This window comes from Brumimicrobium aurantiacum (genome assembly GCF_003402975.1).
Lineage (GTDB): Bacteria > Bacteroidota > Bacteroidia > Flavobacteriales_D > Crocinitomicaceae > Brumimicrobium > Brumimicrobium aurantiacum.
In genome coordinates, this window is record NZ_QURB01000002.1 from 330,036 (window position 1) to 343,428 (window position 13,393).

The 13,393-nt window shown below is 32.5% G+C and carries 13 protein-coding genes; 10 read left to right on the forward strand and 3 right to left on the reverse strand.

Going from position 1 to position 13,393, the window contains the following annotated elements; translation table 11 throughout:
* Positions 1 to 10: 10 nt before the first annotated feature.
* Together DXU93_RS04715 and pyrE are read right to left on the reverse strand one after the other, a co-directional pair.
* The gene (locus tag DXU93_RS04715; RefSeq protein WP_116880106.1) at positions 11 to 412 is read right to left on the reverse strand and encodes an SRPBCC family protein; all 402 of its coding nucleotides are present in this window, start codon (positions 410 to 412) and stop codon (positions 11 to 13) included.
* 15 nt (positions 413 to 427) lie between these two features.
* Positions 428 to 1,066, reverse strand: a complete 639-nt coding sequence (gene pyrE / locus DXU93_RS04720) for an orotate phosphoribosyltransferase (RefSeq protein ID WP_116880107.1) — start codon at positions 1,064 to 1,066, stop codon at positions 428 to 430.
* 8 nt (positions 1,067 to 1,074) lie between these two features.
* On the opposite strand from pyrE, the gene DXU93_RS04725 reads away from it, so the two are divergent.
* The gene (locus tag DXU93_RS04725; RefSeq protein ID WP_116880108.1) at positions 1,075 to 1,686 is read left to right on the forward strand and encodes an NUDIX hydrolase; all 612 of its coding nucleotides are present in this window, start codon (positions 1,075 to 1,077) and stop codon (positions 1,684 to 1,686) included.
* 6 nt (positions 1,687 to 1,692) lie between these two features.
* Here the strand turns inward: DXU93_RS04725 and DXU93_RS04730 are convergent, their stop codons facing one another.
* Entirely contained in the window at positions 1,693 to 2,550 is an 858-nt protein-coding gene (locus DXU93_RS04730; protein WP_116880109.1) for an OmpA family protein, read from the reverse strand.
* A 231-nt stretch (positions 2,551 to 2,781) separates the two neighbouring features.
* On the opposite strand from DXU93_RS04730, the gene DXU93_RS04735 reads away from it, so the two are divergent.
* From DXU93_RS04735 to DXU93_RS04775, 9 genes are all read left to right on the forward strand, one after another.
* Positions 2,782 to 4,092 carry an aspartate kinase gene (locus DXU93_RS04735; protein WP_116880110.1) on the forward strand — a complete coding sequence of 437 codons (1,311 nt, stop codon included), beginning with the start codon at positions 2,782 to 2,784 and terminating at the stop codon, positions 4,090 to 4,092.
* A 3-nt stretch (positions 4,093 to 4,095) separates the two neighbouring features.
* Positions 4,096 to 5,235, forward strand: coding sequence for a diaminopimelate decarboxylase (gene lysA / locus DXU93_RS04740; RefSeq protein ID WP_116880111.1), 1,140 nt, complete (start codon positions 4,096 to 4,098; stop codon positions 5,233 to 5,235).
* Positions 5,236 to 5,432: 197 nt separating this feature from the next.
* The gene (locus tag DXU93_RS04745; protein ID WP_116880112.1) at positions 5,433 to 7,280 is read left to right on the forward strand and encodes a PLP-dependent aminotransferase family protein; all 1,848 of its coding nucleotides are present in this window, start codon (positions 5,433 to 5,435) and stop codon (positions 7,278 to 7,280) included.
* A gap of 278 nt (positions 7,281 to 7,558) precedes the next feature.
* Positions 7,559 to 8,839, forward strand: a complete 1,281-nt coding sequence (locus DXU93_RS04750; RefSeq protein WP_116880113.1) for a DUF2254 domain-containing protein — start codon at positions 7,559 to 7,561, stop codon at positions 8,837 to 8,839.
* Between the two features lie 375 nt (positions 8,840 to 9,214).
* A complete protein-coding gene (locus DXU93_RS04755; protein ID WP_165851335.1) occupies positions 9,215 to 9,886 on the forward strand; it encodes a phosphoglycolate phosphatase in 672 nt (223 codons plus the stop codon).
* Entirely contained in the window at positions 9,887 to 11,317 is a 1,431-nt protein-coding gene (locus DXU93_RS04760; protein WP_116880115.1) for an FAD-dependent oxidoreductase, read from the forward strand.
* Between the two features lie 259 nt (positions 11,318 to 11,576).
* Entirely contained in the window at positions 11,577 to 12,116 is a 540-nt protein-coding gene (locus DXU93_RS04765) for a dihydrofolate reductase family protein (protein WP_116880116.1), read from the forward strand.
* Between the two features lie 74 nt (positions 12,117 to 12,190).
* A complete protein-coding gene (locus tag DXU93_RS04770) occupies positions 12,191 to 12,589 on the forward strand; it encodes a hypothetical protein (RefSeq protein ID WP_116880333.1) in 399 nt (132 codons plus the stop codon).
* A gap of 115 nt (positions 12,590 to 12,704) precedes the next feature.
* On the forward strand, positions 12,705 to 13,334 hold the full coding sequence (locus tag DXU93_RS04775) for a LysE family translocator (RefSeq protein ID WP_116880117.1): 630 nt from the start codon (positions 12,705 to 12,707) through the stop codon (positions 13,332 to 13,334).
* Positions 13,335 to 13,393 lie beyond the last annotated feature (59 nt).

Below are 13,393 nucleotides of genomic sequence, written 5' to 3' on the forward strand. Positions count from 1 at the left end.
ACAAAATAAGTTAAGATTCAAAAACTTGTTTTAATTCACCTGTCATGTGATTAAACAAATTGGTTAATGGTTTTTTGACCATCATTTTTAAAAAAGCGTTCACTTCTCCATCAAAAGCGATAAAACCTTCCGTTTTTCCATCTGCATCGCTTAGTAATACAGAAAGCTTGAAAGGAAAAGGTGATTTTTCACCAGATGTCATTCTAATTTCATTATTTGGTTTTAAATCACTTTGTACTAAAGAGATTGTGATTCCTCCTTGAACTTTAAAAGAACATTCTGTTGCTGTTCCTCTAAAATCCTTTACTTCATTTTCTGGAAGTAGTTTTCCAATATTTTCTGTATTCTGTAAAAAAGCGAATACCTCTTCTATTGGTGCATTAACAATTGATTTATTACTGTCTATTTTCATAATATTCTTAAATTATTACCCCCAAGTTTCAGGAGAAACTCTCCATTTTTTTAGAGAATCCATATCCTTTTCTGTCACCGTACCTTGTTTTAAGGCAATGTCTATCATCACTTCATAGTTTGATAAAACATTTAGTTGACACTTAGCTTCTTCAAAGGCTTTGGTTGCTGTTTCAAAACCATAGTTGAAAATCGCAATAACACCTTTAACATTCAACTCTGCACTTCTTAATGCTTCAACAGCCTTTAAACTGCTTCCTCCCGTTGAAATTAAATCTTCGATAACAACTACATTAGAACCTGTTGAATAATCACCTTCGATCATATTCTCTAATCCATGTCCTTTTGCAGAAGAACGAACATAAACAAAAGGTACACCCAGCTCTTGTGCCACTAATGCACCCATAGCAATACCCCCAGTTGCAACACCAGCAATAATATCTGGTTTTCCATACTCTTCAAGCACTGCCTTTGAGAAAACTTGTCGAATATGCGTTCTGATTTGTGGGTAAGAAAGTGTTTTACGGTTATCACAATATATTGGTGATTTCCATCCTGAAGACCATGTAAATGGGTCATTTGGTTGAAGCTTAATCGCTTTTATCTGCAATAAATATTCTGCTATCTTTGCAGCATTATCAATATCATTAATCATAATCACAAATGTATAAAGTTTTTGTCGATAATATCTCTATTTGCTTTCAAAAAGATTTAAACTTTAGTTGTAATCTACCAAAGCAGTATTTACCAATTCTCTCGAAGGATAAATTTGAAAGCTTCAAAACTGATATCAAGGAAATTTCCAAAACTCAAACAATCACGGTTTTCAGTCCAGATCCTCTTCATGCGATGAAGAATTTTTTTAAGGAATTTAAATGGATTGAAGCAGCGGGAGGTATTGTAAAAAACGATAAAACAAAAAAAGAATTATTCATCCTAAGGAACGGGTTTTGGGATATCCCAAAAGGTAAAATCGAAGAAGGTGAATCTCCTGAAAGTGGTGCAATTCGTGAAATTCAAGAAGAATGTGGAATTAATGAATTAAAAATCAATAGAGAACTCTCCCCTACTTATCATGTTTATTTTGCTTATGAAAAGCATTTTATCAAAAAAACTTATTGGTATAAAATGACTAGTCATGAAACAGATGTTACTCCTCAAGCTGAGGAAGGCATAACAGAAGTTCGTTGGTTTGATCAAAATGAGCTAGAAATCGTTCAATCCAATACCTTCACTTCAATTCTTGAGGTAATTGAAGAAAATAAACAAGGTTAAATTCGCTTAGATAAATTTAAAATTCACTCTTCTATTGCGTTGTTTCCCTTCTTTGGTTCTGTTTGAATCTATGGGTTGTCTCTTTCCTTTAAAATCTATTTCCAATTTTTCAGCTTCGATTCCTTGGGACTTAAAATAATCACGAATTGATTTTGCACGTCGTTCAGAGAGTCCAATATTGTAATCATCAGTACCTACAGCATCAGTATGTCCTGTAATTTCTACTCTCAAATCATGGATTCCGTCTAAAACCATCGCCATTTCATTAAGGTATTCATAAAACTCAGGTTTGATTTCTGATTTGTCGTGATCAAAATAAATAGGTTGAAACTTAAAATTGGCTTGTATACTTTTCATTACCTCTGGAGCTGGATAACCTTTTAAGTAGGAACGTACAAAATGATGTTTCCATAAATGTGTAGAACCTGGATTGTCCTCCAAATTTAATTCGTGATCAGACCTGAAAAACACCACTTCTCCACTATTATGTCTACAATCTGAACTTTGATAGCTTCCTTTGAGATAGGCCAAAGAATCATCATAAACCAAGGTATAATTCAATTTACAAATCGGTGATTTTCGTGAATTAGAAGAGCGTCGACCATATTTCTCTGTTAGAAAAATCTCTTTATCCTCAATACTTCCTTCGAAAGATTTTACAGCGAATTCAGTGTCATCCAATAATTCAATTCTCGTTAAACCAGTAAATTGACTTCCTTCATCTTCAATCTTAAGATAAATTACATCTGAAGTCTTTGGGGTTTGGTTATTTGAAATGATTATTCCAGTCCAGTTTCCTGACAAGTCTTGTCCAACAGCTTGAAAGACGAAAAAGGTAAAGATGATAAGCAGCTTATTTCTCATGGTTAATCACAAATATTCCAAAAAATGTTCCATTAAACAAGAAGTGAATAAGATTAATTAAATGATACATTCTTTTATTTAGCTATTCGAACAGTTAACAACTCAAATACAATTAGTTAGTTGAGTTTTATTTTTAGCAATAAAAGAATAGTCAAATTCATACTAAAAAAATCTTCTACACATTATTATTTTAGGTAGATATCAGTAGTTTTGCAGTACATTCCAAAGATCATGAAAATAATAAAATTCGGAGGTACTTCATTAGGAAGTGCGGAACGCATGCAAAAAGTTGCTGAAATCATTAAAAATGAGAATGCAATTATAGTTTTATCAGCCATTAGTGGAACTACAAATTCACTTACAGAAATCGTTGATCATTTGTATAAAAATGAAAGAAGCGCTGTTAAGGAAATTATTGTAGAATTACGAAAACACTATCAGAACTATATTGAAAACCTACTTCAATCAAAGACTCAATTAGAAAAGGCCAAAGAATTGGTAAACAGTCATTTCAACCATATTGATTCATTTACAGAGGATTTATTTACCATGCATGAAGAAAAGACGATTCTAGCGCAAGGTGAGTTACTTTCTACAGCAATGTTCCAACTTTATCTTGAAGAAAAAGGGGCTTCTTCTTGTTTGATTTCGGCCTTAGATTTCATGAGAATTGATAAAGATTTAGAGCCAGATAATTTCTATATCCAACACAATTTACAACGTGAATTAAGTCTATGTGATTGTCAATTATACATCACACAAGGATACATTTGTAGAAACTTTTTTGGTGAAATAGACAATTTAAAACGTGGTGGTAGTGATTATACAGCTGCACTAATCGGATCTGCAGTAAAAGCAGAAGAAATTGAAATTTGGACAGACATAGACGGGATGCATAACAACGACCCTAGAGTTGTTGAGGACACCTACTCTATTCAGCACTTATCATACGATGAAGCTGCCGAGTTGGCTTATTTTGGAGCAAAAATATTGCATCCGGCAAGTATTTACCCTGCACAAATTAATAACATTCCAATTTTATTGAAAAATACCTTAAATCCTGAACAAGAAGGAACACGTATCGAAAAGGAAGTTGGAGAACGTGAATTTACTGCTGTTGCAGCAAAAGATGGTATTACAGCCATCAATATTAAGTCGGGAAGAATGCTTCTGGCCTACGGTTTTTTAAGAAAGATATTTGATATTTTCGAACGTTACAAAACGCCGATTGATGCGATTACAACATCAGAAGTTGCAGTATCATTAACCATTGATGATAACAGTAATTTGGCTGCCATCCATGAAGAATTACGCTATTTAGGGGAAGTTTCAATTCATGAAAACTTATCCATTGTTTGTGTTGTTGGACACTTCTCTCAAGAACAGAAAGGATCTGGAAATAAAGTGTTTGACAGCTTGAAGGAAATTCCTATTCGTATGGTATCCTATGGAGGAAGTCAGCATAACGTTTCTATCGTAATTGAAACGAAATACAAGAAAGAAGCAATGATTGCATTGAATAATGGACTTTTTAATCAGTAGAAAATGAATTTAGAGAACATTAAACAGCAAAAGACGCCTTTCTATTATTACGACTTAGCATTGCTAAATGAAACTTTAGAAGATGCGAAAATCAACGCACAGAAGTATAATTATCATATTCATTATGCATTAAAAGCAAATACAAATACCAAAATCTTACAACCGATAAAAGAATTAGGTTTTGGTGCAGATTGTGTTAGTGGAAATGAAGTTCTACGTGCTTTAGAAGTGGGCTTTGCTCCTGCTGAAATTGCTTTTGCTGGTGTAGGGAAATCTGACGAGGAAATTAATATTGGATTAGACAATGACATTTTCGCTTTTAATTGTGAATCAATTGAAGAAATTGAAGTGATAAATGAATTGGCGAAAGCTAAAAATAAGATTGCCAAAATTGCTTTACGCCTGAATCCTAATGTTGATGCAAAGACTCATAAATATATAACAACAGGTTTAGAAGAAAATAAATTTGGAATCAATAGTTGGGAATTAGAAAATATCATCGATATACTGCCTAAGCTGGAAAATATAGTGCTTACAGGTTTACATTTTCACATTGGTTCTCAAATCACATCAATGACACCTTTTAAGAACCTTTGTATTCGTGTGAATGAGTTAAATACATGGTTTAAAGAACAAAACATAGAGATTAAACACCTCAATTTAGGTGGTGGTTTAGGAATTGATTACAACGAACCAGAAGCTAATCCAATTCCGGATTTCGAATTATTTTTTGGAGTTTTCAATCAATTTTTAGAGCCTTTTCCTCATCAAGAAATTCATTTTGAGTTGGGACGTTCGCTCGTTGCTAATTGTGGAAGCTTGATTTCTAAAGTACTCTACATCAAAAAAGGAATCAAAACAAACTTCGCTATTTTAGATGCTGGGATGACTGAATTAATTCGTCCAGCGATTTACCAAGCTTATCATAACATTGAAAATCTTACTTCCACTTCAAATGAAGTTGAGTTTTATGATGTTGTAGGGCCAATTTGTGAATCATCTGATTGCTTTGGTAAGCGCGTTCAACTCAAAGAAACAAAACGTGGTGATTTCATTAAGATTCACAGTACAGGTGCTTATGGAGAGGTAATGTCATCAAAGTATAACCTTCGTGAACCAAATCCTGTGATTTACAAAGATTAGAGCGTACTTATCTCACTCAGCAATGCAGGAAAGTTTTATCAATATTGATAAGTCTTGCTGTATTGTTGTTTGATTTTTAAAACTAAAATCTGTTCTAAAAGGGTTAAATAAATGCAAATATCAAAATCTTAAGCTACTCTATACCCTATAATAATTGCATAAATTGTATATTGTCGACCGATCTAAAATCGATTAAAATGGAAGACAAAAAAATACTTACTTACGTAGAAAATGTTGTTAAAAACATGCCAGAGGACTGGATTAAATTGACAACGCACAGACTAGATATTTACGAAGAGAAATTGGCCAAAACACAGTTTTTGGAGCAGTTTGAGACATTATTTGAAAACAACACATTCGACAACTCGGCGCTTAAGATTTTACCAACCGCCTACGATTATATTAGATTAGGACATCCTTTGTCAACAGTTTTAGAATGGACAATTGCCAAACTAAACAATCTTGAATCTGACCAAGTTATAAGTTTCTCTTCTGCTGTTACTCCAATTTTAGCAGTATTGAGAACAAATTTATTGGATAATAAAAAAACACAGATTGTTTATACTGATCACCTTCCTGAATCATTTGATGCGGAATTAATTAAATCAGTTTACGGTTATAATTTTGAGTTAAACAAAATAAATGACTTAAGCGAACTTAAATCTTTTGAAGGAAGTACGATATTGGTATCGAATGAATCAAAAGTGAGTGCTAAGTTTGATCTTTCAGCAAATGTTGACTTTCACTTGAGTTTGTATGACGAATTAGGAAGTATTATTATCGTTAACGGTGAAAAGAATGAAGCGTATATTTCTGCAATTCAACATGTACGTAGAAGAGAAACGATTTCTATGACGCCAGCAGATTCTTACAAGGCAATTCAATTGATTCTTGGTCAAGAAACTGAGAATGTTGATCAATCAGCTTTAAAGGAGAATAAAAAAGCTGTTGTGAAGACTTTACAAAAAATTGCGGGATCTAATTCAAAAGCATTATTTGCCTCAAGTGGATTATCTATGCAATATGCTATAATGATGGGACTTGTAGATGACGCATTAGAAAATCATAAAGGGAAAGAGATTAAATTTATTGTTCCTCCAAACTGTTATGGTGGAACCAATGATCAAGCGAGAAGAGTTGCTGCTTGTTTAGACAATGTAGAAGTTGTTGACTTACCTGTTGACGGTGAAAATGATATGGTGAGCAGTACTGACAAAGTATTGGAAGAAATTGCTGAAATGGATGCTGTTCCTTACATCATCGCTGAAATTCCAACTAACCCACGTGTTGAAGTTCCTGTTTTAGAAGATTTAAAAGCGGCTTTAAAGAAAGAACGTAAAACAAAGAACGGAGACATCGCAATTGATCCAGTTTTCATATTAGACCAAACATTTTGCCCAAACGTTCACTTTTTAGGAGAAGGTGAAATTTTATCTGAAGTAAGAACGATTTCTTATGCTAGTGGTTCAAAATTCCCAAGTGGAGGAAAATGTACAGCAGGATATTGTATTGGAAATGCTAAAACGGATGATTTATTAGATAAGATTGAAACACATTTAACTTTATGTGATAACGAAGCGACAGCATTACAATATTCAGTTTTAGCTGAACAAATGCCATCAATGAACGCTAGAATAAAGTCAGCATACGAAAACACACGTAAATTTGTAAACTTTATTGAAGAGGTTCTGCCTGAAGCAAAAATCAACTTTGTTTCTGAGGAATTAGCAAAAGAAGACTTCACTCCTTCTGTTTTCTCATTAGATCTTCCAACTAAAGGAAATACTCCAGAAGAAAAGGAAGCTTACAAACGTGAATTAAACTTGAAACTCATTAATATGATGATTACTGAGATACCGGACGAAAGTAAGTACTGTGTGAGTTATGGTCAGTTGAAAGGTTGTTATTGGACAATTCCAGCGACATCAACTCAAGGAACTACAAAAGAAGGCGATAAAGATTACATTGCACGTGTTTCACTTTCAGGAAACATGGATTTAGAACGTCATAAAGAAGTATTTAAAGCATTTGTAGAGAGTATTTAAGAATCTACAACTCAAAATTAAGGTTGATTTGAATCACTAGGACAGTAGTTTTAGGTTTCAAATCAACCTTTTTTCATTTAAGACCAAACCTAATAATTCTATATCCCTACTGACTTTTTACAGCGAAAGTGTGTCATTTCCTTACAAAAACACTACTTAATCATGTATTTCACAAGTATAAGTTCATTCCTAAACCTTAAATCTTTGATTTATGAAACGAGAAAGGTATTTTTATAAATATGATTTTCAAATACAACATTTTATACTTAAACAACTAGATGCTAAAAAAAACAATTAAATTCTTAAAGCAAAAATACATTGTAATTACGCAAAGTATTGCCTTTTTTCCGGTCTTAATCAGCTTAATATTTTTTATCCTAGCGATCATTAGTATTAATGTAGAAAATACCGAGTTCATTAATTCAATTAAGGAAAAAGTTCCTTATTTATTTATCAAAGACTATGAAACAGCAAGGGCGATTTTATCTACAATAATTGGTGGAATTTTATCTTTAACTGTTTTTAGTTTTTCGATGGTGATGGTTGTTTTAAACCAAGCTTCTTCAAGCTTTTCACCACGATTATTACCGAGTTTAGTTTCTAATGTAAGACATCAAATTATACTTGGATTTTACATCGGTACTTTGCTTTTTTGTATCATTTCATTTACAGCTTTAGGTGCTTACGGAGTTGATGCTGATTCACTTGGACTTTCAACAATGTTGGCCGCTATTGCTAGTTTAATATGTATAGGTTTATTCGTTTATTTCATCAATAGCATTTCTGTTGCGATTCAAATTCATAATATTATTGATAAGATTTATGATGGTACAAAATGTTTTTTGGATGCCGAATTGAAAAAACAAAAAGAGAATAAAATCGTTACCAATACTCAAAATTCGGAGGATTGGACAACGATAAAAATTGATAGAACGGGTTATTACAGAAGTTTTGATGTTTCATTACTTACAAAATCGATCAGAGAAAAAGGAAATCATATTATCATACTTCCTTATGTTAATCAGCACATCTGGAAAGGTATGCCTGTATTGAAGGTGAAAAATTTTATTGACGAAGATGAGTTGGAAAATTTACTTTTCTGCTTTGATATTTCACCGGACCGTCATGCAGGAGAGAATAATGAAACAGGATTAATTAAACTTATGGAAGTAGCGGTTAAAGCAATGTCACCAGGTATAAATGATCCCGGAACGGCAATAAATGCAATTAATAAAATTGGTCAGTTACTCAACCTCTACTTAGAATTTCCAGAATCGAATTCTCGATATGTAATTAATGATAAAATTACCATTACCGATTTTAAAATTACTGCTAAGGAAATGATGCGAATGATTATTCAACCCATACGTTTGTATGCCAAACACGACAACTCTGTAATGTACGTATTGATTAAATCTTTGCAATTTATATGTGAAAACCCAAATATTTCAGAACTAAACAAATCAACGATAAAAAAGGAGCTTGACGCTATTAAAGAAGATATTGATAAAAATGTTGAAAACAGTTATGATAAACAAGCGTTAATTGATGTTTTATAAATTAGAATTATAAACAAGGCCCAAGATTTTCATATTAAAAGAATACAAAGTAAAGGCGAGATTCTTCTCGTGGTCGTCTGAATCCTAACTATCACTAACTTTAAAATTACAAATATTTCTTAATCCAACAACCACTACTCCCTAAAACGAGATAAAATCGAACTCCAGTGGGAATTCACCTTTCACCTCTTTTGCTTTTGAGCAAAAGCAATTCATCTGGTACACCCACACCAGATAATAGAATTGCATATTTTCAATAATAGGATTTCTAATCATTTTCTTCTTTTAAGAATCCTATCTATTCCTCAATAATTCCCGATAATAAACCACACTCTACCCTCAATAATTCCTTACCTTTGCAACAAAACAAATATTGTGAATTTTAAAGGCAAAGAACTCATTATTTTCGATTTTGATGGAACGCTAATCAATAGTATTCCTGATCTTACTTTGGCAATTAATAGTATGCTGAAGCAATTTGATTTGACCCCGTTAAGTATTCAACAAGTGACTCCTTTTATTGGAAATGGAGCCAAACCCTTGGTGAAAAGAGCATTGGCAGAAGCTTTAAAACAAAATCCGGAGAGATTCATCGATTTCAATCAAGCTTTTGATATATACTTAAAAGCATATCAATCCATTACGTGCAAAGACACTTTCTTGTATGACGGTGTACTCGAAACATTAGAATATTTAGATCAAAATGCTTACAAAATGGTGATTTGCACCAATAAGCCTTTTAAATTTATCGAACCAATTTTAGATACATTAAACATCAAACATTTCTTTAAATTATGGATTGGTGAAGATTCTTTAGCAGAGAAAAAACCAAATGCCCTTCCACTTGTTCACTTAGTGAATTCAATGTATTCGACAATTGAAAAAAGTATAATGGTAGGAGATTCTAAAAATGATATTCTTGCAGCTAAAAATGCTCAAATGGAGAGTATTGGTGTAAGTTACGGCTATAATTACAATGAAAATATTGCAGATTATCAGCCAACGATTGTTGTGGACCATTTTGCCAACTTAAAATCATTCTTTTAAATGAATAAAATTTATAACGTTGGTGTAATTGGTGGTGGTGTTTCAGGTGTTATTACGGCCTTAGAATTGGCGAAAAATGGAGTTGAAACTGTTTTGTTTGAACAAAAAAATAGTGTTGTCAACGGCCCCCCTTTTTGTCATTTGCATGCTGGGGGAAATTTATATCCAGATATTTCTGATGAACAGTGTCGTATTTTAATGAAGCAATCTATTGAAATGGCGCGTTTGTTTCCTCAGTCTATTGATAAAAGACCAACATTTATAAGTATTCCGAAGACTCAGAAATACGACGTAAACAAAATTCAAAGTCGTTTGGAGATGTTGGTTGAATATTACAAAAGTTTAATTGATGAAGATCCTGAAAATGAAATCTTAGGAGCTCCTGAAGATTATTTCAAATCCTTTTCAAAAGCAGAAATTAAAGCATTAGCTGAAAAACCTGAAGTTAAAATTCCAAGTACTGCTGATGAATGGATGACCAATTCGCTCAAATTTATTGATTACGAAAAACTAAAAACTCCCGTTAGCATTGTTCAAGAATATGGCTGGAATTTGTTTAGACTGGCTGCTCAAGCACAATTGGCATTGAATAAATCTGAAAACTGCTTATTAAAGACAAATACGGAAGTTAAATCGATTAAAGATGTTCGTAATCAAAAAGTAGATTACAACTGGGAAATTCACACAGAAAATGATGTTTTTAAAGTGAATTACTTGGTCAATTCATGCGGATTCAAAACAGGACAATTCGATGAATCCTTACACATCAAAAACGAGCGTTTAATTGAATTTAAAGCGGCTTATGTTTCCAAATGGCAGCCTATTTTAGGATTAATTCCAGAACTTATTTTTCATGGAGAACGTGGTACACCCAATGGAATGGTGCAATTGACGCCGTATAGCGACGATTATTATCAAATTCATGGAATGACCCAAAACATCACTTTATTTAAAGATGGATTAATTCATGCTAAGAAAAATGAAGCACAACCTAAATTTAAAGCAGATATCAATCAGAAATTAGATAAAGGTTGGGATGAGAAGGACATTGAGCAAAGAACCAAAAGTGCGATTACATCTGTAGCCCATTACCTTCCTGATTTTGCGTCTGCAACCGTTGGTGGTCCTCCCCTTTTTGGCGCTCAACAAATCCCTGGTGATGACGCTACTTTAAGAGTTGGTGAAGTGAGTTTTCCATACAAATCTTACGCACGTAGCGAAATCGTGAAAGCTTCCTCTGCATTAACAGTGGCCAATCAGATTATTGATAAAATTCAAGAAGAAGGAATCATTCCATTGCTGAAAAAGAAAAGCCTCAATAACTTTTTACTCGAAGCAGTTTCAAAAAATGAAATTGATGAATTCTCCATGGAATTAGCTATTGAGCGTGGTTATCCGGGTGCTTTATCAAAGTTGGTGATGAATTTATAAGCTCATGAAATATTTTGACTATTTTTTATTTTTAAAGAATATAGCTAACTCTTACACAAAGAAGTTGGACAAATTTATTATAATCCTAAAACAGTTTAATGTTAATTTTTAAGATCTATCCGACATAGTCGTTCGAGATGACTTTGTAAGTTAAAAGAAAAAAGGTGAAGTCAAAGGAAAAATTGTGCTGAAAGTCGGTTAAATAAGGATTTTATCATTGATTATATAATCTTAACTATTTCATGCTAACAAAATAAATATGATTAAAAAAAATAGTGTTTTTATCGCAACAAGTATTGACGGTTACATTGCCGACAAAGATGGTGGAATTGATTGGTTGAATCTGATACCCAATCCTGACAACAATGATATGGGGTACGTGGAGTTTACTTCTCAAATTGATGCACTTGTAATGGGCCGAACAACATTTGAAACTGTTCTAGGTTTTGATGTTGATTGGCCATACGAAAAACCTGTATTTGTACTGAGCACAACTCTTGAGAAAATTCCTGAAAGTCATAAAGGAAAAGCATTTTTAGTAAAAGGTACTTTAGCAGAAATCTTAAGTCAAATTCATGAAAAAGGATATCACCAACTTTATATAGATGGTGGAACGACAATACGTAATTTCTTAAAAGAAGATTTAATCGATGAAATGATACTAACCACTATTCCAATTTTACTTGGTGGTGGAGCTTCATTGTTTACTGAGTTACCTCAAAAACTTACTTTTGATTTGATTGAAACAAAAACCTATATGAATCAAATTACACAGCACCATTATAAAAGGAAAAAATAAATGGTGATTTGAATTAGATAATTAGAACTTTCTAATTGAAGCATAAGGTATTAAAAATTAAATATACAAAAAAGATGACAATAAACAATAATACCATTTCCAAAGGGTTTGTACTTGCTGGACTTACGAATAGTTCAGTGCTTATATTTTCAAAATTATTCACTAATCCTGTAATCGCAGAATTCGATACAACAGTAATGTCTAATTTTGGTTTACTGATGATTTTTATTTGGGGATTGGCCTATATCTCGATTGCTAAAAACTATCAACAAGTAAAATGGTTGGTAGCGGTTTTTGCCATTGAGAAATTTATTTATGGATTCATATGGTTACAATGGCATTTGAATCATTCCGTTTCAGCTGTTTTTGAAAAGAATCTCTTAGCTGGAGTCTTCTACTCTATTTATGGCATAAATGATTGGTTATTTTTTATCTTCTTCTCTTTTGTGTTTATTCGGTTAATGAGAAAATAAATTATATCTACATCAGCTAAATCAATACTTTTATAAAACTGAAACTTGATTGCTTAACTATTTCATCTTTGAATCTTGATACAAATGACTAACTTTCCGTTTTTTAAATGTAATCATGGAAATTGAATTAATCTTATCATTTTTAACAGCTTCTGTTTTATTGGCTTTAATGCCTGGTCCAGACAATATTTTTGTGTTAACAGAAAGTCTCACAAAAGGTCAGAAAAATGGCGTGGCAATATCTTTCGGTTTAGGAATTGGAGTTTTAGTGCATACCTTAGCCGCAGCGACTGGTCTATCAATAATTATTCAACAATCTGCAATCGCATTTACAGTAATTAAATATTTAGGTGCCATTTATTTGTTTTATCTTGCCTTTCAAGCGACCAAAGAAAATAATGTAACAATTGATTTTAATAGTTCAGAAACCACGGTAAAAAAAGGAGTTCTTCCGCTCCTCAAAAAAGGTTTTTTAATGAATGTACTTAATCCAAAAGTATCCTTGTTTTTTATTGCTTTTCTACCACAATTCATTAGTCCAAATGGTATAAATGTAACTGTACAAATGATTATTTTAGGCTTGATTTTTATGACACAAGCGATTATTGTTTTTAGTAGTATTGCAATGCTAGCTGGTAAACTCACCAAATATGTCAATAGTCAAGCCTTTTGGAAAATCACCAAATGGAGCAAAATAGTTGTTTTAACAGTATTAGGAATTACATTGGCTTTGTCGGAAAAGTAAAGAACTTGAATTATTCAAGAGAATCAGATTAATTTGAATTAAATTTATACCAAAACAAG

Bases quoted from the DNA above. Each gene is read 5' to 3' on its own strand.
- DXU93_RS04715 (WP_116880106.1), bottom strand. From the start codon at position 412: ATGAAAATAGACAGTAATAAATCAATTGTTAATGCACCAATAGAAGAG.
- pyrE (WP_116880107.1), bottom strand. From the start codon at position 1,066: ATGATTAATGATATTGATAATGCTGCAAAGATAGCAGAATATTTATTG.
- DXU93_RS04725 (WP_116880108.1), top strand. From the start codon at position 1,075: ATGTATAAAGTTTTTGTCGATAATATCTCTATTTGCTTTCAAAAAGAT.
- DXU93_RS04730 (WP_116880109.1), bottom strand. From the start codon at position 2,550: ATGAGAAATAAGCTGCTTATCATCTTTACCTTTTTCGTCTTTCAAGCT.
- DXU93_RS04735 (WP_116880110.1), top strand. From the start codon at position 2,782: ATGAAAATAATAAAATTCGGAGGTACTTCATTAGGAAGTGCGGAACGC.
- lysA (WP_116880111.1), top strand. From the start codon at position 4,096: ATGAATTTAGAGAACATTAAACAGCAAAAGACGCCTTTCTATTATTAC.
- DXU93_RS04745 (WP_116880112.1), top strand. From the start codon at position 5,433: ATGGAAGACAAAAAAATACTTACTTACGTAGAAAATGTTGTTAAAAAC.
- DXU93_RS04750 (WP_116880113.1), top strand. From the start codon at position 7,559: ATGCTAAAAAAAACAATTAAATTCTTAAAGCAAAAATACATTGTAATT.
- DXU93_RS04760 (WP_116880115.1), top strand. From the start codon at position 9,887: ATGAATAAAATTTATAACGTTGGTGTAATTGGTGGTGGTGTTTCAGGT.
- DXU93_RS04765 (WP_116880116.1), top strand. From the start codon at position 11,577: ATGATTAAAAAAAATAGTGTTTTTATCGCAACAAGTATTGACGGTTAC.
- DXU93_RS04770 (WP_116880333.1), top strand. From the start codon at position 12,191: ATGACAATAAACAATAATACCATTTCCAAAGGGTTTGTACTTGCTGGA.
- DXU93_RS04775 (WP_116880117.1), top strand. From the start codon at position 12,705: ATGGAAATTGAATTAATCTTATCATTTTTAACAGCTTCTGTTTTATTG.